19 protein-coding genes are annotated in these 21,138 nt (G+C 61.7%); 8 read left to right on the forward strand and 11 right to left on the reverse strand.

The genetic code is table 11. The annotated features are described in order from the left end of the window. The first annotated feature begins 43 nt into the window (after positions 1-43). Positions 44-460 carry a hypothetical protein gene (locus QMA15_RS27975; protein ID WP_020909554.1) on the forward strand — a complete coding sequence of 139 codons (417 nt, stop codon included), beginning with the start codon at positions 44-46 and terminating at the stop codon, positions 458-460. 112 nt (positions 461-572) lie between these two features. Here QMA15_RS27975 and QMA15_RS27980 read toward each other — a convergent pair whose 3' ends face one another. Then, entirely contained in the window at positions 573-785 is a 213-nt protein-coding gene (locus QMA15_RS27980) for a hypothetical protein (protein ID WP_078377385.1), read from the reverse strand. A gap of 257 nt (positions 786-1,042) precedes the next feature. Here QMA15_RS27980 and QMA15_RS27985 point away from each other — a divergent pair, with 257 nt between their 5' ends. The 3 genes from QMA15_RS27985 to QMA15_RS27995 are packed head-to-tail and all read left to right on the forward strand — an operon-like array spanning position 1,043 to position 4,128. Next, positions 1,043-1,702, forward strand: a complete 660-nt coding sequence (locus QMA15_RS27985; protein ID WP_019745852.1) for a GAP family protein — start codon at positions 1,043-1,045, stop codon at positions 1,700-1,702. Between the two features lie 15 nt (positions 1,703-1,717). After that, on the forward strand, positions 1,718-2,431 hold the full coding sequence (locus QMA15_RS27990; protein ID WP_019745851.1) for a GAP family protein: 714 nt from the start codon (positions 1,718-1,720) through the stop codon (positions 2,429-2,431). Continuing rightward, positions 2,428-4,128 carry a SulP family inorganic anion transporter gene (locus tag QMA15_RS27995; protein WP_019745850.1) on the forward strand — a complete coding sequence of 567 codons (1,701 nt, stop codon included), beginning with the start codon at positions 2,428-2,430 and terminating at the stop codon, positions 4,126-4,128. The genes QMA15_RS27990 and QMA15_RS27995 overlap by 4 nt, the downstream gene beginning before the upstream one ends. On the opposite strand, the gene QMA15_RS28000 is transcribed toward QMA15_RS27995, so the two are convergent. From QMA15_RS28000 to QMA15_RS28020, 5 genes are all read right to left on the reverse strand, one after another. After that, positions 4,120-4,941 (reverse strand): hypothetical protein, encoded by an 822-nt coding sequence (locus QMA15_RS28000; RefSeq protein ID WP_279163434.1) that lies wholly within the window; start codon positions 4,939-4,941, stop codon positions 4,120-4,122. The genes QMA15_RS27995 and QMA15_RS28000 overlap by 9 nt on opposite strands. Before the next feature lie 14 nt (positions 4,942-4,955). Further along, positions 4,956-7,670 carry a LuxR C-terminal-related transcriptional regulator gene (locus QMA15_RS28005; RefSeq protein WP_279163435.1) on the reverse strand — a complete coding sequence of 905 codons (2,715 nt, stop codon included), beginning with the start codon at positions 7,668-7,670 and terminating at the stop codon, positions 4,956-4,958. A gap of 177 nt (positions 7,671-7,847) precedes the next feature. Continuing rightward, entirely contained in the window at positions 7,848-8,810 is a 963-nt protein-coding gene (locus QMA15_RS28010) for an asparaginase (protein ID WP_172932735.1), read from the reverse strand. A gap of 15 nt (positions 8,811-8,825) precedes the next feature. Next, entirely contained in the window at positions 8,826-10,271 is a 1,446-nt protein-coding gene (locus tag QMA15_RS28015; protein ID WP_172932734.1) for an amino acid permease, read from the reverse strand. Beyond that, positions 10,271-11,710: an aspartate ammonia-lyase gene (locus QMA15_RS28020; RefSeq protein ID WP_019745845.1), complete on the reverse strand. Its 1,440-nt coding sequence runs from the start codon at positions 11,708-11,710 to the stop codon at positions 10,271-10,273. The genes QMA15_RS28015 and QMA15_RS28020 overlap by 1 nt, the downstream gene beginning before the upstream one ends. Before the next feature lie 216 nt (positions 11,711-11,926). On the opposite strand from QMA15_RS28020, the gene QMA15_RS28025 reads away from it, so the two are divergent. Both QMA15_RS28025 and QMA15_RS28030 read left to right on the forward strand, forming a co-directional pair. After that, complete coding sequence (locus QMA15_RS28025; RefSeq protein WP_021333372.1) at positions 11,927-12,637, forward strand: FadR/GntR family transcriptional regulator; 711 nt, start codon at positions 11,927-11,929, stop codon at positions 12,635-12,637. Beyond that, positions 12,637-13,395 carry an ankyrin repeat domain-containing protein gene (locus QMA15_RS28030; RefSeq protein ID WP_172932733.1) on the forward strand — a complete coding sequence of 253 codons (759 nt, stop codon included), beginning with the start codon at positions 12,637-12,639 and terminating at the stop codon, positions 13,393-13,395. Before QMA15_RS28025 ends, QMA15_RS28030 begins: the two co-directional genes overlap by 1 nt. On the opposite strand, the gene QMA15_RS28035 is transcribed toward QMA15_RS28030, so the two are convergent. Next, positions 13,356-14,327, reverse strand: coding sequence for a helix-turn-helix domain-containing protein (locus QMA15_RS28035; protein WP_172932732.1), 972 nt, complete (start codon positions 14,325-14,327; stop codon positions 13,356-13,358). The genes QMA15_RS28030 and QMA15_RS28035 overlap by 40 nt on opposite strands. Before the next feature lie 168 nt (positions 14,328-14,495). Between QMA15_RS28035 and QMA15_RS28040 the strand changes: the two genes are divergently transcribed. Then, the gene (locus QMA15_RS28040) at positions 14,496-15,302 is read left to right on the forward strand and encodes an alpha/beta hydrolase (RefSeq protein WP_172932731.1); all 807 of its coding nucleotides are present in this window, start codon (positions 14,496-14,498) and stop codon (positions 15,300-15,302) included. Between the two features lie 30 nt (positions 15,303-15,332). Here the strand turns inward: QMA15_RS28040 and QMA15_RS28045 are convergent, their stop codons facing one another. From QMA15_RS28045 to QMA15_RS28060, 4 genes are all read right to left on the reverse strand, one after another. Then, entirely contained in the window at positions 15,333-16,523 is a 1,191-nt protein-coding gene (locus QMA15_RS28045; protein ID WP_020909545.1) for a lipid-transfer protein, read from the reverse strand. Further along, complete coding sequence (locus tag QMA15_RS28050) at positions 16,520-16,996, reverse strand: OB-fold domain-containing protein (RefSeq protein WP_019745839.1); 477 nt, start codon at positions 16,994-16,996, stop codon at positions 16,520-16,522. Before QMA15_RS28050 ends, QMA15_RS28045 begins: the two co-directional genes overlap by 4 nt. Before the next feature lie 212 nt (positions 16,997-17,208). Further along, a complete protein-coding gene (locus QMA15_RS28055; protein ID WP_019745838.1) occupies positions 17,209-18,936 on the reverse strand; it encodes an FAD-dependent oxidoreductase in 1,728 nt (575 codons plus the stop codon). 33 nt (positions 18,937-18,969) lie between these two features. Continuing rightward, positions 18,970-19,977 (reverse strand): diiron oxygenase, encoded by a 1,008-nt coding sequence (locus QMA15_RS28060; protein ID WP_003943163.1) that lies wholly within the window; start codon positions 19,975-19,977, stop codon positions 18,970-18,972. Positions 19,978-20,209: 232 nt separating this feature from the next. On the opposite strand from QMA15_RS28060, the gene QMA15_RS28065 reads away from it, so the two are divergent. Then, the gene (locus tag QMA15_RS28065) at positions 20,210-21,097 is read left to right on the forward strand and encodes an SDR family oxidoreductase (RefSeq protein ID WP_279163438.1); all 888 of its coding nucleotides are present in this window, start codon (positions 20,210-20,212) and stop codon (positions 21,095-21,097) included. The last annotated feature ends 41 nt before the right edge of the window (positions 21,098-21,138 follow it).

A 21,138-nucleotide genomic window follows, 5' to 3' on the forward strand; every position in this document is an offset into this window, starting at 1 on the left:
CGAGACTGAGTATGGGAAGTGCATTCTGTCGAAAGGAACGCTGATGACTGCTCCACCGCGGGAACCCGCGAATCACCCTGTCCGGCAGGGTTTCGCGGTAGGTACGACGTTTGCAGCAGCAATTCTGCTGCTCACCGCAGGCATTGTCGCTCTGCTTCAGGGCATTGCGGCGGTCGCCGACAACAATCTGTTTGTCGTGGGTATCAACTACACGTACAAGTTCGACATCACGACGTGGGGCTGGATCCACATCATCTTGGGCATCATCGGAATCGTGGTGGCTCTCGGCCTCTTCACCGGTGCAGTGTGGGCCAGGGCGGCGGCGATAGTCATTGCGTCGCTCTCGATCATCGCCAACTTCTTGTGGATGCCGTACTACCCGCTGTGGTCGATCCTGGTCATCGCGCTCGACGTCGTTGTGATCTGGGCCGTCGCGACCTGGGACACAGACAGAGTCTAGGCGCCGAACAACTCGAGAGCAGTTGGTCCCGACCGAATCGACTCGGTCGGGACCATCGCTCGTGCGCGGGGGACGATCCGACGGAGGGCCGGCTCGGATCAGTCGGCTCGGATCAGTCTGGGAGCCTTCGTAGTTCGGCTACGGTCAAGCCGAGGGAATCGAGGCGGGCCATGATGCTTCGCATAGCAGTGTGATCCGCGACGGGCCCGTACAAACTGGTGAATCCGCCGGCTGCACTGGCAACGCTGAGTTCGGGAAACGCCGCTTTGACGCGGTCCGACACTTCGCCGTCGATGAGGAATTGATACCGAGTGGGAGCATTCATCAGTGTCCGCTCCATTTCGTAGGGCCATGAGGTTCGGTCAGTACCGCGTCGAGCCTCGAAATCACGTGTCGTCAGGGGCAATCGGCGTCGCCGCTCGATCCAGGACTCCGTATCCGTGAGATCCAGTCTTGCTCCCACACGCTCCCGAGGCGTCATCCCCAACGGGTGAATGTCATCGCGGCTCCGTTCATCCCTTTTGTGTGAGGCTGCGAAGGAACGTCACCCCTAGTGTCGACCGGGAGAGAGAAGAGGTCGGCATGGGATCTGTCATCGGGGATCTTCTACCCTTAGCGGTCGGTGTTGCGGTATCGCCCATCCCGATCATCGCGGCGATCTTGATGTTGTTGTCCAAGCGAGCCGGTAGCACCAGCGTCGGATTCGCCCTGGGCTGGATACTCGGAATAGTTGTCGCCACTGTGATCTTCGTGCTCCTGTCCAGCAAGCTCGGCGACTCCGAAGGCGATCCCTCTGCGACGGTGTCGTGGATCAAGCTGGCGTTGGGTGTGTTGCTACTTGCGTTCGGAGTCAAGCAATGGCGCGGCCGCGGTGGCGAGCATGAAACCCCGAAGTGGATGCAAGCCATCGACGACATGACCGCTGCCAAGGGCCTCGGCTTGGGCTTCGCGCTGGCAGCGATCAATCCGAAGAATCTGATGATGTGTATCGCGGCTGGTATCTCGATCGGCTCTGCGTCATTGGGCTCCGGCGAAGTAGTCGTCGCGGTCCTGGTTTTCACCATCATCGCTGCCTCGACAGTGTGCGTGCCCGTGATCGGTTACCTCGTTGCCGCGGAGCGACTGCGCGGTCCGCTGGCCAAGCTGAAGGTGTGGTTGCAGGACAACAACGCCACTGTGATGAGTGTGTTGATCCTGGTTATCGGTGTTGTTCTCATCGGTAAGGGCATCGGCGGTCTCTGACAACGGGAGGTAGTTATGGGATCGCTGCTACTGCAACAGATCCCGCTGGCACTCGGTATCATCATGAGCCCGCTGGCGGTTGTCGCCGTTGTCGCCGTGCTCTTTTCCGAACGAGCGCGTCTCAACAGCATCGCGTATCTGATCGGGTGGTATCTCGGAATAGTTGTCGCCCTGGCCGGGTCGTACATCATCTTGACCGCACTCCAAGTTCATCAGAGAACACACCCACCCCTGTGGGTGCCCATCCTCCACCTCGTTCTCGGCGTGACGTTGCTCGCGGGTGCCTGGTTCGTCTACACGCGTAGTCGGCGCGGAGTGCAGGCGATGGCGGCTGCAGTGGCTCCGGGAGATGTTGTCGCGGCGGCCCCTCAACTGCCGAAAATGCTCCAGTCGGTAGAACACTTCCAGCCGATGCGATCGGGTGTGCTCGGGTTCGCGCTGTTCGTTCTCAATCCCATCGACATGTCCTGTGCGATTGCCGCTGCCATGAACTTTCGCCTCAGCACCGTGGCGCCGACGTCGCAGATCGTCTCGGCCGTGATCTTTTCTCTGGTGTCCGTGACCTCGGTCGCCGTGCCTGTCGCCCTTCTCCTGATCAAGAAGGAGGAGGCCACCGAACCGCTGCAGAAGATCCGCACCTGGATAGCCACCAACACGCACTTGCTGAACGTCGGGCTCCTCGTCCTGATCGCGGCGATGCAGATCAGTAAAGGGGTGCAAGGGCTATGAGTGCTCCGCACACACGGACGTGGTGGGTCTTCGGATCACTGTCCGACTATCAGCGAGGCTGGCTTCGACCAGACATCATCGCGGGCCTCACGGTGTGGGCTGTCCTTGTCCCGGAAGCGCTCGCGTACGCCACCATCGCCGGAGTTCCGCCGGTGGTCGGGCTCTATGCTGCAGTTCCGTCACTGATTCTGTATGCAGCAGCTGGTAGTTCGCGGCATCTGATCGTCGGGCCGATGTCGGCCACTGCCGCGTTGTCCGCGGCGATGATCGCTCCACTGGCGTCGGGAGACGACACCAGATTTGTCGCGTTGTCGGTCGGGCTCGCGATAGTGACCGGACTCGTCGGACTGCTCGCAGGATTCATGCGCCTCGGATTCATCGCATCCTTCATCTCCGAGCCGGTTCTCAAGGGATTCATAGTCGGTTTGGCGCTCACGATCATCATCGGTCAAGTACCCAAACTCCTGGGCGTGGACAAGGGCGAGGGGAACTTCTTCGTCCAGGCGTGGACGGTGATCAAGGAACTTGGCGAGGTCGACGGTCCGACGGTGGTCATCGGATTGCTCAGCTTGGCAATGGTTCTGGGAGTCAAGCGATGGCTCCCGCTGGTGCCAGGTTCGCTTCTGGTTGTGTTACTGGGGATTACCGCAGTAGCGCTGTTCGGACTCGACGACCGTGGCATCGACATCGTCGGACACATCGATTCGGGCTTGCCGACTATGGGCCTGCCGAGTGGAGTGGGAGCCGAGGACTACCTCGACCTAGTGGGGCCGGCCGTCGGTGTTCTACTCATCGGTTTCGCCGAAGGTCTCGGCGCTGCAAAGACATACGCGGCGAAGGCCGGATACACGATCGACGCCAATCGGGAACTGGTAGGACTGGGGGCCGCCAATCTCGGATCGGGCATCTGCTCGGGAATGGTGGTCAACGGCAGCCTCTCGAAGACGGCTGTCAACGGGGGAGCGGGTGCCAAATCACAGGTCAGCGGGTTGGTGGTCGCCGCATTGACGCTGCTGACACTGCTGTTCCTGACTGGGTTGTTCGAGAAACTACCGGAAGCGACGCTATCGGCGGTGGTGATCGCCGCAGTGATCGAACTAGTGGATTTCTCTTCTCTCGCAGCGCTGTACCGGGTCTGGACGAAGCGATTGGGCAGCATCTACGGGCACGCCGCTCGGGCCGATTTCGCCGCCGCTGTCGCGGCGATGTTCGGAGTTCTCCTGTTCGATACCTTGCCCGGTCTGATCATCGGAATTGTCGTCTCGATGCTGCTGCTCCTGTATCGAGTCTCCAAACCGCACGTGGCCGCTCTGGCCAAGGACGGCACGCGCTGGGTCGACACCAGCAGCCATCCTGATCTGAGGACACTCGACGGCGTCGTGGTGGTCAGGGTCGAATCCGGACTCTTCTTCGCGAATGCCGATCACGTCCGTGATCAGATCACCGGCATGGTGACCACCGGGACCACGACGGTCATTCTCGACGCCGAGACTTCACCGTTCATCGACGTCAGCGCGGCCCAGATGTTGGCTCAGCTTCGAGATTCGTTGGCTCGCAAGAATGTGAGCTTCCGGGTGGCCCGCGACATCGGTCAGTTCCGCGATGTCTTGTCCGGGGCTGACGAGGGTGCGCTGAAGGTCGACGTCTATCCGACCGTCTCGCAGGCCCTCGAGGGTCGGGACAACACTTCAGCGTGAGGTCCGCAGCCAGATTCCCAGTGGCCCCGCATCTTTTGCGACCGATCCGACGATCGATGACGCGACCACCACGATGGCAGAGAAGATGAACAGCCACCCGATCACGGTGAACATCACGCCGAGAAGGCCGAACTCGTCCTGAGACGTCTTGGTCATCCGCGGCAGAAACAGAGTGCCGGCCACGTGCAGTCCGGTCAGACCCGTCGCGGTGAGCAAGCCGGACCCGACACACATACGAGTGGTTATGCGATTGGCGGTCAACAGCATGGGCACGGCAGTCCAGACCAGTGCCCACACTGCGTAGACCGCAACAAATTCCAGGAGACTGCCCACTCTCGGAACGGCATTCAGTTCGCGGCACAGCGCAGCACCGACCACTGACGCGGCGACGACGAACACGACCGCGATCCACCGCCATGCCTGGCGAAGTGTCGCTGTCGGCACACTCCAGATTCGTCCGTACATCCGGCCAAGGGCGCGAGCGTATGACGTGGAACTGATCAACAGCATGAGCAAGCCGACAATGCCGAACGCGGCCGCAGTGGAGGTGTCGGTCATCACGGCGTCGGGAAGCTGCACCCCGAGGTCGTCTCTGGCGACATCGGCCAAGGGCTTCAGCTTTTCCAGGGTGGACGCTGCGATCATCACCGGCAGCAAGGACGTGAACGCCTGGGCTGCCAAAGTCATGGCGCTGTCGACGAGTCCGACTTCGAAGACGTCGATCGTCGCGTCGGTAGCCAACCGTCGGCTTGGTGTGCGTCTCGCCCAGACGGTCATTCGATCGCGCGTATCGGAGTACAGCTTCGGGGGCATGGAAGCAGTCTTGCTCAGATGAGTCCGCCGCGACGCGCAGCCTTGAGTGCGTCGCGTCGGTTACTTACTTCCAACTTCCGATAGATCCCGCGTAGATGCGTCTTGATGGTGTTGACGGACAGGAACAGCGTGTCGGCGATCGACTCGGTGGTGTCTCCCGAGGCCAGTTCGCGCAGCACGGTGTATTCGCCCGGTGTGAGGATCGGTGCACTCACCAGCTCTTGTGGACGAATGCGGTTGCGTACCTGTTCGGCAAAAGCCTCCTGATCGCCGAAGTGCCCACTGAACTCGTCGAAGATCGGACGCAGTGACGCGCCGTAGTCGAGGAAAGGTCGCAACAGCCCACCGGTTTCTGCGGCTCGCAGGGCTTTGTGCAGCGAACGAAACGACTTGCGCTCGTGACCGGTGGCAGCGTGGATCCCAGCCTCGAGTGTCCAGGCGTAGACGGTGTGGGCGAGCACAGGCTCTTCGGTGGATCCGAGGGCTTCGGAAACCTCGACGAGTGCTTCTGCGAACTTGTTGGACGAGAAAGCCACGGCAGCTCGCGCCAGGTGTATCTCGGAAGTCTCGCCGAACTGATCAGCCGCATCGCGCACGAGTCGGCCCGCCCATTCCACTTCGCCGACCGACAGGCATGCGTTCACGACCGGTGGGAGTAGGGCAAGGGTCGCCAATGAGAAGGTGCGCAGTGCGATCGCGCTGAGCATCGCATCGCGGACGTCGGCAGCGGTCGACCGTCGATCGGCCGCGTCGCCGAGACTGTGGAGCCCGAACGTGACGACGGTGTGCCACCCGAATACCGGGACGCTGGCGCCGAGAACATCTGTGCTCCGGTAGTTTCCGATAGTCGGTATGCGGTACGGAAGTTCGCTGGTGGCGCAGAGATATGCAGCGAAGGCCACCACGGACGCGGACAACTCGTACTCCGCCGTCGTTGTGATTCGGTGTTCGACCGCGTAGTCGATGGCGTAGGTGGAGTGTGCCCTCATCGCCTCGATGTCCCCGCTGAGTGAGGCGACAAATCCCAGCCCGGTCAGTGCCTTCAGTACGAATCGCGACCTGCCTCGTAGTGTTCCGAGCGCGACCGCCTGGGTGTATTCGACAGTTGCCCTGTCGAACTCGCGTTTGAGTAGGAGGGCCGTCGCTACCTCGAGGTGAGCGTAGGCTTCGACGTCCGAGTGAGTGCTGTTCTGGCGCCGCACCAGGCGCGAAACCAATGGTTTGTTGTCGGAAGTTGGCGAAGCACAGGAGATTTCCAGACTCATCGCCAGGAACAGTGGCTCGTCCGCAATAGGCGGATGAGTTGCCTCGAGGAGATCGAGGCACGTGGTCGCAGAGGTCATGTCACCGGAATGGAGGGCGGCCGCAGCCAGGACCAGGCGGGTGATCGGAGATTCGGAGACCTGCGTCGGTGCGGATTCGAGCACTCGGACGACGTCTCCGCTGTGCCCGTCGAGTACGAGGCCCAGTCCGCAGCGCTCGAGAAAAGCGAGGATGCGGCACGGGTCGCCGATCGACACCTCGAGTTCGAGCGCCTCGAGTTCGAAGTGATGACTCTCGAACCAGGTTGCTGCTCGAAGGTGCGCGCGATTTCTCTCCTCGTGATCGACCCGGCGGAACTCTGCGCGGAGGTGTTCGAGGAGAAGGGGGTGGTAGCTGAACCACGTGGTGTGGTCAGCGGAGTCGGTCCGCGTCACGGGGAAGTTGTATTGAATCAGAGCGTCGATCTCGGACCGCGCATTCGAATCGGTCAACGTTTCTGCGAGTTGAGCAGAGAACGAATCGACGACGGATGTCCGCAACATGAATGTCGTGACATGCTCGGGCAAGGATGTCAGGACCTCGTCGACGAGGAAGTCGGCGATCGGGCGGGGCGTATGGGTGAACTCGTTCAATGCATTACCGATGTCGCTCCGGCCTGCCAGGAACGCTGCGGTTAGGCGAACAACAGCGCCCCACCCCTTGGTGAAGTTCTCGACGATTGCGAGCTCGTCGTCGCCGAGGGCGATGTCGTATTCGCCGAACATCGCAGTGATCTCGGTGCGGTCGAAGGCGAGATCGGTGGATGCGAAGCGAGTGAGTCGGCCATCGAGCGCGAGACGATGCCAGGTGAGCGGAGGTTCGTATCGAGCAGCGACGATGATCGACAGATTGTCCGGGGTGTGCGTGAGTATCTGGTCGAGAAGACCGATCGACATCGGATCGTGGAGTGTGTGAACGTCGTCGAGGATCAGCGTCGTTCGGCGATCGTGAGCTTCGACGGTTTCCGCGAAGTGCGCGAGCCACTGTTCGACGGGTCGTCTCGATCCCGCCTGTGCCGGGAACCCTTGCCCGGTGGGCGCGCGACCGGCCGGGTCGAGAGGCGTCGAGATGGCCTCGGCGAGGGATTCGCACAGCACCGACACGTTGTTGTCGCGCTCGGCCAACGTCAGCCAGGCGAGGTCCACGTCAGGGGACGCCCGCGAATACTCACGAGCCCAATTCGCCAGCAGCAGGGTCTTTCCCGCTCCGGCCGGTGCAGAAAGCAGCCCGACGGACCCGGGTCCCGAGCCCTCGGTAGTGGTGGACGCGGTGAGTTTCTGGTGCAACCGGGGACGTGGAACCAGTCCCTTGATTGCAGAGGGCGGGTGAAAGCGCCCGCTGACAGGGACGTCCGACGCGTGAGTGTGCCCGACGCGGTGAGACGCGTCGAGCGTCACTGCAGCGGCATCACGAAATGGGCTGCTCATCCGACTCCTGTTCGACTGGCTGCACTGGACGTGACCGCTGGATCGACATACGTAACGAGTTAGATGATGTGAAACTACCCAATTCGGACACTTGTTAAGCGTCCAAATCAAAAGATTCGGACCAAAGTCCCTGATTTAGCGAGTGGTGCGTTCGAACTACGAACGGCGTCGCCAGTGCTACCGCCTGAACGGCGGGGTGCGAGCAAACCTCGAATATCGGTCGAATACCTTTTCCAGGCCCACGAGATCCGGATCTGACAACAAGGCCGCCAGAAGTACACGTGCCTGCCCGGCCCGAAGATCGGTGGAAAATACAGCGCCTGCGGCGATCAAGTCGTGGCCGCCGCCACCACCACCGTAAACCGGGGAGATTGGCCCCGAGGGCACACGAGTTGTCACGACCACCGGAATGTGAGCGCCTACGCAGTCTCGGACGGCCTCGACGATCGTCGGATTGGCATTTCCCGAACCGAGTCCGTCGAGAACAAGTCCATTTGCCCCGGCGCTCACGCAAGCGTCGATCTGTACGCGGTCTGCCCCGGGATACACGGCGATGATGTCGACGCGGGTGTTCGAAATCGGATGCCACGGCAATGGTTCGGGAGTGCGCAGCAGGGCCGGGTCGATGCGCAACGAGCGGAAGGCGTCAAGTGCCGTCGTGTCGGCCTTTCGCGTACCTGCGGCCGGGTGGACCGAACCGCCGAAGGCGATGAGGACACCACGTCCCTGCGACGAGATGTCGAGTCCGGCCGCGATCGCCGCGGTCAGATTCGAACGAGCGTCGGACTCTGGATGGTCGAAAGTGCGCTGCGCCCCGGTGAAGACCACCGGACGTCGGTCGTCGTGGTGCAGGTCCAACAAGAACGCAGTTTCCTCCATCGTGTCGGTGCCGTGAAGCACGACCACCGCGTCGAGTCCAGGATCCTTCAATTCGTCGGCCACGGCGTCGCGAACACGATCCATGTCCGCGAAGGTCATGCTCGAACTGTCCTTCGACATCACGTCCACGACTCGAAGATCGATGTCGGTCTGCTCATTGCCGAGCAGATCTGCACCGGTGATTGCGGGCCGACTGATTCCGTGCGCATCTCGGGTGCTGGCGATGGTGCCACCAGTGGTGACGACTGCGACTTTCGACACTGAGGTCCTTTCACGTCAAGCTGCGGGGCGATGGATGGCCAACTCGCGAATGCGATTCCTGGCGCCGTACCAACCAATCATCAACAGCGGTGCGATGATCGCGATGGAGCCGACGGTCCATGTTCCAACAGGGTTGTCGAATGCCATCAATACGATAACGACCGCAAGAAAGACCAGTGTCGCGATCCCGGTGTACGGTGCGCCGAATATGCGGAAGGGAGGGCGGGTGACTTTGCCTTGTTTCGCAAGTTGCCAGAGCTTCAACTGGCACAACATTATGACTGCCCACGCACTGATGATGCCGAGGGCTGCAAGATTGAGGACTATTTCGAAGGCTTGCGCTGGGACAACAGCATTGAGCCCGACGCCGAACAGAATGACCACGCCGGTGAGTGCGATTCCCCCGTACGGCACTCCGGCTTTGTTCATTTTGGCAGCGAAGGCAGGCGCCGAGCCTGCCATCGCCATCGAATGGAGTATTCGTCCGGTCGAATACAATCCGGCATTGAGGGAAGACAAGGCTGCCGTGAGAACGACCAGATTCATGATCGCATCCGCACCTTGGATGTTGATCGAACCGAAGAATGTGACGAATGGACTTTCACCGGCGTGGTACTCCGTGTACGGGAGCAACAGCGAGAGCAGTAGCACCGATCCCACGTAGAAGACGAGGATCCGAATGATCACTGTGTTGATTGCCTTGGGTATCACCTTCCGGGGATTTTCGGTCTCTCCGGCCGTGGTTCCCACGAGTTCAATTGAGGCGTAAGCGAACACGACGCCTTGAATCACCACGACTGCCGGCAGTATTCCGTTGGGGAACAGCCCGCCATTGTCGGTGATCAGGCTGAATCCGGAGGAATGCCCTTCGATGGGCGTGCCGAAGAGTACGAAATAGACACCGAACCCGAGGAATGCGGTCAACGCAACGACCTTGATCAACGCGAACCAGAACTCCAGCTCTCCGAAGACTTTGACGGACACCAGATTCAGTCCGAGAACCAACACCACCGCGATCAGAGCGAACATCCACTGATCGATGTGCCCCAGTGGCGCCCAGTACTTCTTGAAGAAGTTCATGTACAACGCCACAGCCGTGACATCGACCACGGCAGTCATTGCCCAGTTCATCCAGTACAGCCAACCCGCAGCGAAAGCCATCTTCTCGCCAAAGAATTCGCGTGCGTAGGAAACGAAGGATCCCGAAGTCGGTCGGTGCATCACCAGTTCGCCGAGTGCCCTCAGGATCAGGAAGGCGAAGAACCCGCACAGCGCGTACACGAGAACCAAGGCCGGGCCCGCCTGTTGGAGTCGCCCTCCCGCACCCATGAAAAGGCCTGTTCCGATCGCACCACCGATCGCGATCATCTGAATCTGTCTGGGGCCGAGCGCCTTCTGATATCCGAGATCCTCTTCAGCGGCAACCTCGGCGTGGGGTGTCTCTTCCCGTTCGACGGTCATCAAACCTCCTCCGCAACGGCGTTAGCATGAGGCTTCTCGCCCGCAACGCGGAGATTGGCGAGATGTTCGGGGCTGAGCAACCGATCGAGTTCCTCGCGGTCGAGCAGGCCCGCTTCGATCACGAGATCGGCGACGCGACGCCCGGAAATCAACGCCTCCTGGGCAATCCGTGTGGACGCGGTATATCCGATGTAGGGGTTGAGCGCGGTGACGAGGCCGATGGAGTCTTCGACTCGCGCGCGCAACAGTTCGGTGTTGGCCGTGATACCGAGTACGCACCGGTCCGCCAGAATGCGGCAAGCCGCACCGAGGTGTCGCATTCCTTCGGACAGTGAGTGCACGATGATCGGCTCGAAAGCGTTGAGTTGGAGTTGCCCGGATTCCGCAGCCATCGTAATCGTCACGTCATTGCCGATGACTTCGTACGCGACCTGATTGAGGACCTCGGGAATTACCGGATTGACCTTGCCCGGCATGATCGACGAACCTGCCTGCACCGGCGGCAGATTGATCTCGTTCAATCCGGCTCGCGGACCAGAAGAGAGCAGCCGAAGATCGTTGCACACCTTGGACAACTTCACAGCGACCCGCTTGAGTACGCCGGAGAGGTGGACGAACTGGCCCACGTCTTGGGTCGCTTCGACCAGATCCGTTGCCAACACCAGCGGCAGCCCGGTTAGTGCGCCCAGGTCGGAACAGGCCACCTCGGCGTAGCCGGCAGGCGCGTTGAGACCGGTGCCGATAGCAGTGGCGCCGAGGTTGATCTCGTGAACGAGAAGAGCAGCCTCAGCCAGGCGCGCTCGATCCTCCTCGATCATGACCGCGTAGGTGCCGAACTCCTGACCCAGAGTCATCGGCACGGCGTCCTGCAGTTGGGTGCGTCCCATCTTCACTGTGTCGGCGAACTCGAGAGATTTGGTCGTGAACGCATTCTGGAGTACACGAAGTGCATCCAGCAGGTCCTCGATCGCGAAGATCGTCGAGATGTTGACGGCCGTGGGGTAGACGTCGTTGGTCGATTGGCTCAGGTTCACGTGCTCATTGGGGTGAAGTCGTTCGTAGTCGCCGCGCTGGTGGCCGAGGATTTCCAATGCGCGATTGGCGATTACCTCGTTGGCATTCATGTTCGTCGACGTTCCGGCACCACCCTGGATGACGTCCACTACGAACTGTTCGTGCCACCGGCCGTCCACGATTTCCTTGCATGCCTGTGAGATGGCCTCGGCTCGCGGGCCGTCGAGGATGCCCAGCTTCTCGTTTGCGCTGGCTGCGGCCCATTTGACGTAAGCGATGCCGCGGATCAGATGCGGGTTCGTGGCAATTGTTCGACCAGTGATCGGGAAGTTCTCCATCGCGCGCAAGGTGTGGATTCCCCAGTACGAATCGGCTGGAACTTCGCGATCGCCGAGCAGATCGTGTTCTGTTCGCGTTTCGAGCACTTGATCAATTCCTCGTGTCTCTTCGCGCAAGCATCACTCTGCGCGGTGGGTGTATTTCGGGATCGCAGCGCTGACGGACAAGTAGTAGACCCACCCAGCTATCGGGCTATCAGGCTGTCTGACAGGTCTAATTGTTACCTCGCTCACTCCTGCACGTCAACCCGTCACCAGGTGCGATGTTTGACGCGGGACTTCGGCAGTCGCAACAATGACGGCATGAACCTGTCAGACAGCTGGGCCACCAGGCGACCAGTCGCCGCGCGGGTGAGTGCTGCCGAGGCAGTCCTCGCAGACCTTCGTGCCGCAATAGCCTCCGGCGATCTGGCAGTCGGAGAGCGTCTCCCGTCCGAAGCGTCCCTGGCCGAAAGGCACGGGGTCAGTCGATCGGTTATCCGCGAAGCCCTGCGCTCGTGCCACGCTCTCGGGCTCACCGAGACAAAATCCGGGCTCGGCACGTTCGTCGTCAGTGATTCGATAGCGCGAGACCTCGATTTCGGCAGCTATGCGGCCAACGAATTGGTCGAAGCACGGCCTCATGTCGAAATTCCGGCCGCAGGATGGGCTGCGCAACGGCACACCGCGGAGGAACTGGCAGCACTCCGCGGACTGGTACAGCAGATGCGTGACGAGGACGATCCGCTCGTATGGGTTGCACTCGACGCCCAATTTCACGGACTGATTGCAAAAGCCAGTAGGAATCGTGTCTTCGAGTCGGTAATCGTCGATATCCGTGAAGCGCTGACAAGGCAATCCGAGACACTCAATCTTGTTGCCGGTCGCCAGGAAAAGTCGAACGAGGAACACGAACGAATAGTCGAAGGAATTGCATCCGGGAGTTACGACCACGCCTCCAGGGCGATGGCCGAACACCTGGACGCCGTCAGGATGACGCTCGAAACACTTGTCCAAGAAAGTGATTCGCTGTGATGGCGCGGCCGCGCAGGTCTGTCCTCGCCTGCGTAATCTTCGCGGCATCGGTGACCGGAGCGTTGGCGGGTTGCAGTTCGTCCGACACCCCGCTGACGCCGACAACCGCGGCGTCAGCGACAACAACGGCAGCTGTACCGCCTACGGGTGTAAAGCCATCGTCGACGCCGGAATCCGAGCGCGCGCTCTTCGATGCTGTGGACCGCAATGATCCCGCAGCTGTTACCGCTGCCCTGACTGCCGGCGCGAACATCGAAGCGCGCGGCGAGGGCGAACGGACTCCACTCGTCGAGGCCACCAAGAACAACGCCGTCGCTGCGGCTTCTGCGTTGATTCTTGCCGGTGCTGACGTGAATGCGAAGGATTCCATGCAGGATTCGGCCTTCCTGTATTCCGGAGCCGAGGGATTGAACGAGATTCTGGCACTGACGCTCAGCCATGGCGCGGATGTCGACAGCGTGAACCGTTACGGCGGTACGGCTCTGATTCCCGCGAGTGAACACGCGCATGTCGAGACCGTCCGGATGCTGATTGCTGCCGGGGTACCGGTCAATCACGTCAATGATCCGGGGTGGACGGCGCTTCTCGAGGCCGTTGTGTACGGCGACGGCTCGGCGCGCTACGTCGACGTGATCACTCAGCTTCTCGACGCCGGGGCAGATCCCTCGATCCGGGATGCGTCGGGAAAGACCGCATTGGACAATGCCGAAAGCCGTGGTCAGTCAGACGTTGTGGCGCTGCTGCAATCGCGGAGCTGACGCCAACGAGTCGGGCTGACTCCGTAGGCCTGCCGAAACCGTCGGCTGAAGTGTCCGGCGTCGACAAATCCCGCACGGCGGGCAATGGTGGCGATCGGCAGGTCGACGGTAGCGGGTCGAGCCAGTTCGTCCCGAGCCTTCTGCAGGCGCTGGGTGATGATCCACTGCTCGAGCCGGAATTCGTTGTCTGAACAGATCTTGTACAACTGACGCAGTGAGATGCTGTGGGCGTGGGCAATTCGTGCAGGATGCAGCGCCGGATCGTGAAGGTGTTCGCGGATGTATCTGCGGATCGATGTCAACGTGAGTGCCGATCTCGGAGCGGAGGCGTCGGGATTTGCATGCGCGATCGATGCGACCAAAGCGCGCGCCAGTTCGATCGAGGCCTCGCCCAATTGTTCGGCGGCAGGATCGGTCTCCAACTGATCGGCGCTGCGGAACAATTCACGAACGTGCGCGATCATCAAGGGGTACAGGTTGCTGTGGTGAGGTCGCGTGGCAGCGTCTCGCACGGTGTCGATCGGTAGTCCCAGCCGATCCATCGGAACGTAGAGGCACTGGGAAGCGCCCGTTCCCGTCCAGGAGAAATCGTAGGTCGACGTCAGGTCCGTCATGAGTAGTTCACCGGCCGGGACTCTGCGTTGTTCATCGTGCTGATCTAGATGGCCGATTCCGCTCTCCTGCAGGGCAATCGCGAGAACCGGCATCGACGCTGATCGCACGTGCCGCGGTGTTCTGGTCAATCGCATCCCCGTCGACTCGGAGCGGAACAGTGATGCTGCGCCCAGATTCCACACGTTCATCCGGGCGCTCACGCCCGCCGGATCCTCCAAGTGGATCGCACAGGGAACCGATGCGCGTCCCATCGCGTCGACGAAGGCGTCCGTGCGTTGGTCAGGCTCCAGCACGGAAGTATCCAGGAGCAAAGCCATGCAGCCTTGATACCCCGGGATGTGGACGCTCAACCAGAATTTGTGCACCGTGAGCCCAGAAGTCTGCACGGACAGTCACGTCCGTCGCAGCAGGTATTTCTAGGATCGAAACGGGCGTGTCCCGGCCTACCGCAGTTTCTCGCTTGCCTAAGAGAGTGAAGGAAACGCATGAAGATCTCACGTGTATTCACAGCAGTTCTGGCAATGCTCATGACAGTCGCGGCCGGACTGATCTTCGGTTCCGGTGCTGCGGTGGCAAGCCCCAAGCCAACTGTCGTTCTGGTTCACGGAGCCTTTGCCGACGCCACCAGTTGGGACGGCGTTGCCGCCGACCTACGCTCGCGTGGCTATCGCGTCGTGGTGCCGGACAATCCTCTGCGCGGGCCGGCTTACGACGCGTCCGTGATCGAGAAGACGGTTGCGGACATCGACGGCCCCGTCGTTCTCGTCGGGCACTCGTACGGCGGCGCGGTGATCACCAATGTCCACGATCCGAAAGTCCAGTCGCTGGTCTACATCGCGGCGTTCGGTCCGGTGGAGGGTGAGCCGGTACAGATCACGATCGACCCGATTCGATTTCCTGGCAGCCAATTGCTTCCTCCCGCTCTGGGATTGAGGATCGTCGACGATCCTCACGCGATCGGCGGGAAGAACGTCGACGGCTACGTCACGGACGAGTATTTCCATTCCGTCTTCGCTCAAGACGTTTCCGACGAGACGGCGGCAACGATGTTGGCTCACCAGAAGTCCGCCGCTTTGTGGGCGAACCTCGAACTCGGCGGGCCACCGTCGTGGGCGAACACACCGAGCTGGTATCTGGTCGCCGGTGAGGATCGCGTGATCCCAGCTTCGGCGCAGCGGTTCATGGCAAACCGGATGGGCGCGAACACCAGCGAACTCCCGACCTCCCATGCCTCGCTGGTTTCACAGCCAGGGGCAGTGGCAGACGTGATCGTGGCGGCCGCTCACGGGTGAGTGTGCGACCGCCACGAAAGTAGAACAGGGTCAGGCGGAAACGATCACCGAGGAGCCGTGTCCGAACAGACCTTGGTTGGCGGTGATACCGATGCGGGCGCCTTCGACCTGACGGCCTTCGGCTTGTCCGCGCAGCTGCCAGGTGAGCTCGCACACCTGCGCAAGTGCCTGTGCGGGAACGGCTTCGCCGAAGCACGCGAGACCGCCGGACGGATTGACCGGGATGCGGCCTCCGATACTGGTGTCACCCGCACGCAGAAGGTGCTCGGCCTCGCCCCGCTTGCACAGCGCGAGGTCTTCGATCCAGTCCAGTTCCACCGAGGTAGCGAGGTCGTAGACCTCGGCGACGTCGACGTCTTCGGGAGAGATTCCGGCTTCCTCGTACGCGGCGTAGCCGATGGATTCCTTGAACGTGCGCTCCGGAGCCGGGACGGCGGAGCTGGAATCGGTGGAGAAGTTCGGCATATCCATGATCGTCTGCGGGAACGTCGGCGTGACCGTCGAAATAGCCTTGATGCGAACAGGTTCCGCGATGCCCATCTTGCGGGCGTATTCCATCGACGTCAGCAAGATTGCGGCGCCGCCGTCGGACGTCGCGCAGATGTCGAGCAGGTGAAGGGGATTGGACACCACGGGGGAGGCCAACACGTTCTCGACGGTGACTTCCTTGCGGTAGCGCGCATTCGGATTATTGAGCCCGTGCTTGGCGTTCTTGACCTTCACGTTGGCGAAGTCCTCCGCGGTGGCGCCGTAGAGGTCGATGCGACGACGCGCGTTGAGCGCGAAGTACGCCGGGTTGGTCATACCCATGAGGCGGAAGCGCAACCAGTCCGGGTCGTCCCAACGCTCACCGGCGACGGGAGCGAGGAAACCCTTGGGGGTGGTGTCGGCTCCGACGACCAGGGCAACTTCGCTGAGGCCGGCCAGGATTCGTGCGCGAGCGGTGTCGAGTGCCTGGGCTCCCGTCGCGCACGCTGCGTACGACGTGGCGACGCGAGCGCCGTTCCAGCCGAGTGCCTGTGCGAAGGTGGCTCCGGCGACGTATCCGCCGTAACCGTTGCGGACTGTCTCGCCGCCGACGATGAAGTCGACGTCCTGCCAATTCACACCCGAATCGGCGAGCGCGGCGCGAGCGGCGGCAACGCCGTATTTCACGAACGACTGCCCCCACTTGCCCCAGGGGTGCATTCCGACACCGAGTACTGCGACGTCCTTGCTCATGACTGCGACTCCTGATCAGCTGCGGCGACAGGCTTCCAGCGCCACGTCGTACGTACTCCGGTTTCGTCGGTGTACAGCGGCTCGACAACCAATTCGACGGTATTGCCGACCTTGAGATCGTCGACGCCGAATCCGTCGGCCACCTGGCCGAGGATGACGATCCCCTCGGGCAGCTCGACTGCTGCGAGAGCAAAAGGCTCGTACGGATCCGAGCGCGGGATGTACGGCGGCGGGGGCTGGTACTGCGCGTCGGTGTACGACCAGACAGTGCCGCGGCGGGAGAGTTCCACGTCGTCGAACTCCTCGCTGAAGCAGCTCGGGTTCTTGCAGAACGTCGCCTCACGAGGGAAGGAAATGGTGCCGCAGGATTGGCACTTCGTGCCGATCAGAGCAGGTTCGTCGCCGGTGGTGAACCAACCCTCTACTGCAGGTGTCACACTCCCGTTCGGCGCCGGCGTTGCAGTCTCGCTCATGCAATCCTCATCTGGTTGGCGAGCCTGATCCGGGGGATCGTGGGCCCGCTGTGCCGCTTACTGGAACAGGTTGCAGTATTACACGATTTCGGCCGCTGACGGGCAAAAATTTTCGCTGAGTGGGACGCTGCCGGAACGCAGACGGCCCCGCCGGGCAGACGAGTCTGCAGGCGGGGCCGTGTGCGTGAAAGTAGCTGTTTACCTGTAGCGGATCAGCGAGCGCGAACGGGTCGACCGAATCGACGCGCCGGTTTCACCCGGGCCGCAGCGTCGAGGATGGAGGTGATCTCGACCTGATCCAGAACCTTTTCGCGGACACGGTCGTGCGCAGCGCCGCGTTCCAGTTCCGCCTTGTCGATGGCGTGCCAGCCCTCGCGGTCGACTACGTCGGACTGTCGCGCCCGAACCAGACGATCGACTGCGGAGTCGTCGGCGACCGGGTTGGTCAGGCGTCCGTCGTTGAAGTCGTCGACGAGCATCCTGATCGTTTCCTGCGCGCAGGACTTGTTGGTGCCGATGAACCCACTCGGTCCGCGCTTGATCCAACCGGTCGCGTAGACGCCGGTTGCGGGATCGCCGTTCGGAGCTTCGAGGACGCGGCCGTTCTCATTCGGAATGACCGAAGCACGCTCGTCGAACGGGACGCCGGTGATGGGCACTCCGCGGTAGCCGATCGAGGTGAGGACCAAGCCGGCATCGATGGTCTCGGTATCGCCCGTCGCCTCGATCTGCACGGTTCCGTTGGCGTCGACCAGGGCGTTGCGAGCGAACTCGATTCCACTGACCTGATCGTCGCCGGTGATCGACGTCGGCGTGAGCAGGTAGCGCAACGTGATGCGCTTGTTGCCGACGTCGACGTGATCGCGGTTCTTCAGGGCTTCGAGTAGGCGCAACTTCTGCTCGACGGCATGCGGAAGCTCGCCGCGTTTTGCCAGTTCTTCGGTGGCCGAGTCGAGAACCATGTCGTCGGGTCCGACAGAGAGTTCGATGTCCGGCAGTGCCATCAGGCCGGTGAACTCGGGGACTGTGAACGCGGACTGCGCGATTCCGCGTCGACCCACGATGACAACTTCTTCGACGCGACTCTTCCGCAGAGCGGCGAGTGCGTGAGCGGAGATGTCAGTGCCCGCCAACTTCTCGGGATCGGCCGTCAGAATGCGAGCGACGTCGAGCGCGACGTTTCCGTTTCCGATGATGACCGCGCGGCGATGCGAGAGATCGAAGACGTCGTCGGCGTGATCGGGGTGGCCGTTGTACCAGGCCACGAAGTCGGTGGCCGATGCCGTGCCAGGCAGATCAGCACCCGGAATGCCGAGACCACGGTCGGACGAAGCGCCGACTGCGTAGAGCACCGCATGGTGATTTTCGAGCAGTTCGCTGTGCGAGATGTGCTTGCCGATCTCGACGTTGAGGTAGAACTCGAAACCCTTTTGTGCGGCGATCTTGTCGAACAAGCGAGTGACCTGCTTGGTCTTCTGATGGTCCGGAGCAACGCCGGCGCGAACCAAGCCGTAAGGCACAGGAAGGCGATCGAAGACGTTGACCTGCACATCAGGCTGAGTCAGCAACTCGTCCGCGGCATACATCGCCGACGGTCCGGAACCGACGATGGCAACGCGCAACGGCGGTCGGCCCTTGTCGACGTGGGCTGCCGGGATGACCTTGGCGAGAAGCGGCCTGGGCCGCTCTTCCTTGTAGAAGTCCGCATTGATGGACAGGAAGACTCGCTGCGGGTCGGTCAGCTTCGACTCGGGGACGATGGCGTCGACCGGGCAGGCCGAGACACATGCGCCGCAGTCGACGCAGGCCTGCGGATCGATGTGCAGCATCTCGGCGGTGAGGAAGTCCGGCTCGTCCGGCGTCGGATGGATGCAGTTGACCGGGCAGGCGTAGACGCACGAGGCGTCGCTGCAACAGGACTGCGTGACTACGTGTGGCATGGCGCTATGAGTCCGATCTCGACTGTCCGGGAGCTACGCGGCGGCGTTGTGCGAGCTGCGGTGAGGTTCGCTACGGAAGCGTGATGCGCGGCCGTCCATCTTGCAGGCCTTCCACACCAGGCGCGAGGCACGGTTCATCAGGCCGGTGTCGGTGGCCAGCATGCGGACGTCACCGAAGTAGTTGCGCAGGGTCTGGCGTGACTCGGGCAGATCCCAGAACAGGTCCTTCTTCACGGACTTCGGGATGTCGAACTGCTTCCAGAAGGACTTCGGCGGGATGACGATGGCGTCACAGAGAATGCGCATGACGATCGGGAACAGCAGCGAGAGGACGAACCGGTTCGGGCGTGACATCAGCGGGATGCGACGGCTCAGAAGCTTGTGCGCGAACGAGATGTGACGCGCTTCCTCGGCTACGTGGATGGCCATGACCGACTGCATGATCGGGTGGATCTGGCCGCCGGCGCGCAGGATGCTCTTCTGAATGTGGTCGATCGGCTCTTCACCGGCGAGGACACCGACGAAGAACAGTTCGGGGAACGGACCCGCAGCGAGGGGGATGAAGGGTGCAAGCATCTTCATCGGACGGCTCATGCCGGGAGCGTCGGCACCGATGCGGTTGACCATCTCCTGGAACATCATCGTGTGGTTGCACTCTTCGACCGACTCGTGCGTGCAGTAGCGCGCCTCGGCCGAATCGTTGGGCAGCGAGAAGACGTACTGCATCATGCCGCGGATCAGAATGTTCTCGAACTGGAGACCGACCTTCGCGACATTGGCCTGGCGCCACATGCCGATTTCGATCTGCCTGGCCTCGGACTGCGACTGGTACCAGGGGTGAGCACCCAGCGGGTCTGTCTCGGCCGGGAGGATCCAGCGGCGATCGTTCGGGACGACGGCAAACTCGGGGGAGTCCCAGTCGATGTCGAGGTACGGGTCGAAGTGCTTGTGCACCGAGCCCTCGGACAGGAGTCGAAGCGTCTCGTTGTACGAGTCGTCGGATGCTTCTCCGCGCTTGTCGAGCGGCGATGTGAGCGTCATGGCGTCTCCTCTTCGTTTCGGTCACCGCTGGTATTTCTCGCGGTGTTCGGTGGAATCGAGGGCCGGTTGTGTGATCGCTGGCACTCGGTCTGGGTTTAATGTAACCCGAGGTATCAGGAAAAGCTAGTGGCAGATACTCCTGGATCTCGACGAATTCTTGACACGGTCGAAACGGCGCCATAACTTACTTTTGAGTAATTTCCGCGGTGCGCTCGAAGTTGGCTGTTCAGGGATGGGTTCGCACCGAAACGCACGCGAAGATCGAACCGAGGCCGATGTGATCAGAACGCTGCTCAGCAATATTGCCTTGAGTCCGCCGACGCGTCTGCGCTCTCTTGTTCCGTCACGCGGTGTCACGCTCTCCGACAAGACGATCGTTCTGACAGGAGCTTCCTCGGGGATCGGCGAGGCGACAGCTCATCTCTTGGCTCGTCGGGGAGCCGAGATGATCCTGGTCGCGCGCGGTGAGGAAAACCTCGAACACGTACGGGACGAGATCCACCGCAGGGGAGGGTGGGCGCACATCGTGCCTGCGGACCTCTCCCGCGGTGAAGCCGTCGACGAACTCGCGGAGACGATCGCGGATCGATTCGGGTCGGTCGACATCCTCGTCAACAATGCGGGTCGCTCGATCCGGCGTACCGCGTTGGATTCGGTCGACCGATTCCACGACTACGAGCGCACCATGGCACTCAACTACTTCGGACCTACACGACTGACGTTGCGTCTGCTGCCCGCGATGCTCGAGGCGAAGTCCGGACACATCATCAACGTCGGAACCTGGGGAGTCACTGCCGGCGTGATGCCGAGGTTCAGTGCCTACCACGCGTCGAAGTCTGCTCTCAGTGCCTTCGGCCGAAGCCTCGGCGCGGAATGTCACGGCACCGGTGTCGATGTCACCACAGTGCAATTCCCACTCATACGAACACCGATGATCGCGCCGACGGCGGATTACGTGAGCCAGCCGGCGCTGGCGGCCGATCAAGCTGCATCGTGGATCTTGAGGGCGATCAATACGCGTCCCGTCGAGCTGTATCCACGGTACGCGGGGCTGTTACGAGCGATTGACGTTGTATCCCCTTCTGCCACTGACGCTCTCGTGCGAAGGGCCGGGATCTGAGGGGCTGGGATCTGAGGGGCTGGGATTTGAGGGGTTGGGAT

Source organism: Rhodococcus sp. APC 3903, assembly GCF_030407755.1.
GTDB classification, from domain to species: domain Bacteria; phylum Actinomycetota; class Actinomycetes; order Mycobacteriales; family Mycobacteriaceae; genus Rhodococcus_F; species Rhodococcus_F erythropolis.

What these genes read in the sequence shown, in the direction of transcription:
- QMA15_RS27975 (WP_020909554.1), top strand. Translation starts at nt 44, where the DNA reads ATGACTGCTCCACCGCGGGAACCCGCGAATCACCCTGTCCGGCAGGGT.
- QMA15_RS27980 (WP_078377385.1), bottom strand. Translation starts at nt 785, where the DNA reads ATGAATGCTCCCACTCGGTATCAATTCCTCATCGACGGCGAAGTGTCG.
- QMA15_RS27985 (WP_019745852.1), top strand. Translation starts at nt 1,043, where the DNA reads ATGGGATCTGTCATCGGGGATCTTCTACCCTTAGCGGTCGGTGTTGCG.
- QMA15_RS27990 (WP_019745851.1), top strand. Translation starts at nt 1,718, where the DNA reads ATGGGATCGCTGCTACTGCAACAGATCCCGCTGGCACTCGGTATCATC.
- QMA15_RS27995 (WP_019745850.1), top strand. Translation starts at nt 2,428, where the DNA reads ATGAGTGCTCCGCACACACGGACGTGGTGGGTCTTCGGATCACTGTCC.
- QMA15_RS28000 (WP_279163434.1), bottom strand. Translation starts at nt 4,941, where the DNA reads ATGCCCCCGAAGCTGTACTCCGATACGCGCGATCGAATGACCGTCTGG.
- QMA15_RS28005 (WP_279163435.1), bottom strand. Translation starts at nt 7,670, where the DNA reads ATGAGCAGCCCATTTCGTGATGCCGCTGCAGTGACGCTCGACGCGTCT.
- QMA15_RS28015 (WP_172932734.1), bottom strand. Translation starts at nt 10,271, where the DNA reads ATGACCGTCGAACGGGAAGAGACACCCCACGCCGAGGTTGCCGCTGAA.
- QMA15_RS28025 (WP_021333372.1), top strand. Translation starts at nt 11,927, where the DNA reads ATGAACCTGTCAGACAGCTGGGCCACCAGGCGACCAGTCGCCGCGCGG.
- QMA15_RS28030 (WP_172932733.1), top strand. Translation starts at nt 12,637, where the DNA reads ATGGCGCGGCCGCGCAGGTCTGTCCTCGCCTGCGTAATCTTCGCGGCA.
- QMA15_RS28035 (WP_172932732.1), bottom strand. Translation starts at nt 14,327, where the DNA reads ATGGCTTTGCTCCTGGATACTTCCGTGCTGGAGCCTGACCAACGCACG.
- QMA15_RS28040 (WP_172932731.1), top strand. Translation starts at nt 14,496, where the DNA reads ATGAAGATCTCACGTGTATTCACAGCAGTTCTGGCAATGCTCATGACA.
- QMA15_RS28045 (WP_020909545.1), bottom strand. Translation starts at nt 16,523, where the DNA reads ATGAGCAAGGACGTCGCAGTACTCGGTGTCGGAATGCACCCCTGGGGC.
- QMA15_RS28050 (WP_019745839.1), bottom strand. Translation starts at nt 16,996, where the DNA reads ATGAGCGAGACTGCAACGCCGGCGCCGAACGGGAGTGTGACACCTGCA.
- QMA15_RS28055 (WP_019745838.1), bottom strand. Translation starts at nt 18,936, where the DNA reads ATGCCACACGTAGTCACGCAGTCCTGTTGCAGCGACGCCTCGTGCGTC.
- QMA15_RS28060 (WP_003943163.1), bottom strand. Translation starts at nt 19,977, where the DNA reads ATGACGCTCACATCGCCGCTCGACAAGCGCGGAGAAGCATCCGACGAC.
- QMA15_RS28065 (WP_279163438.1), top strand. Translation starts at nt 20,210, where the DNA reads ATGGGTTCGCACCGAAACGCACGCGAAGATCGAACCGAGGCCGATGTG.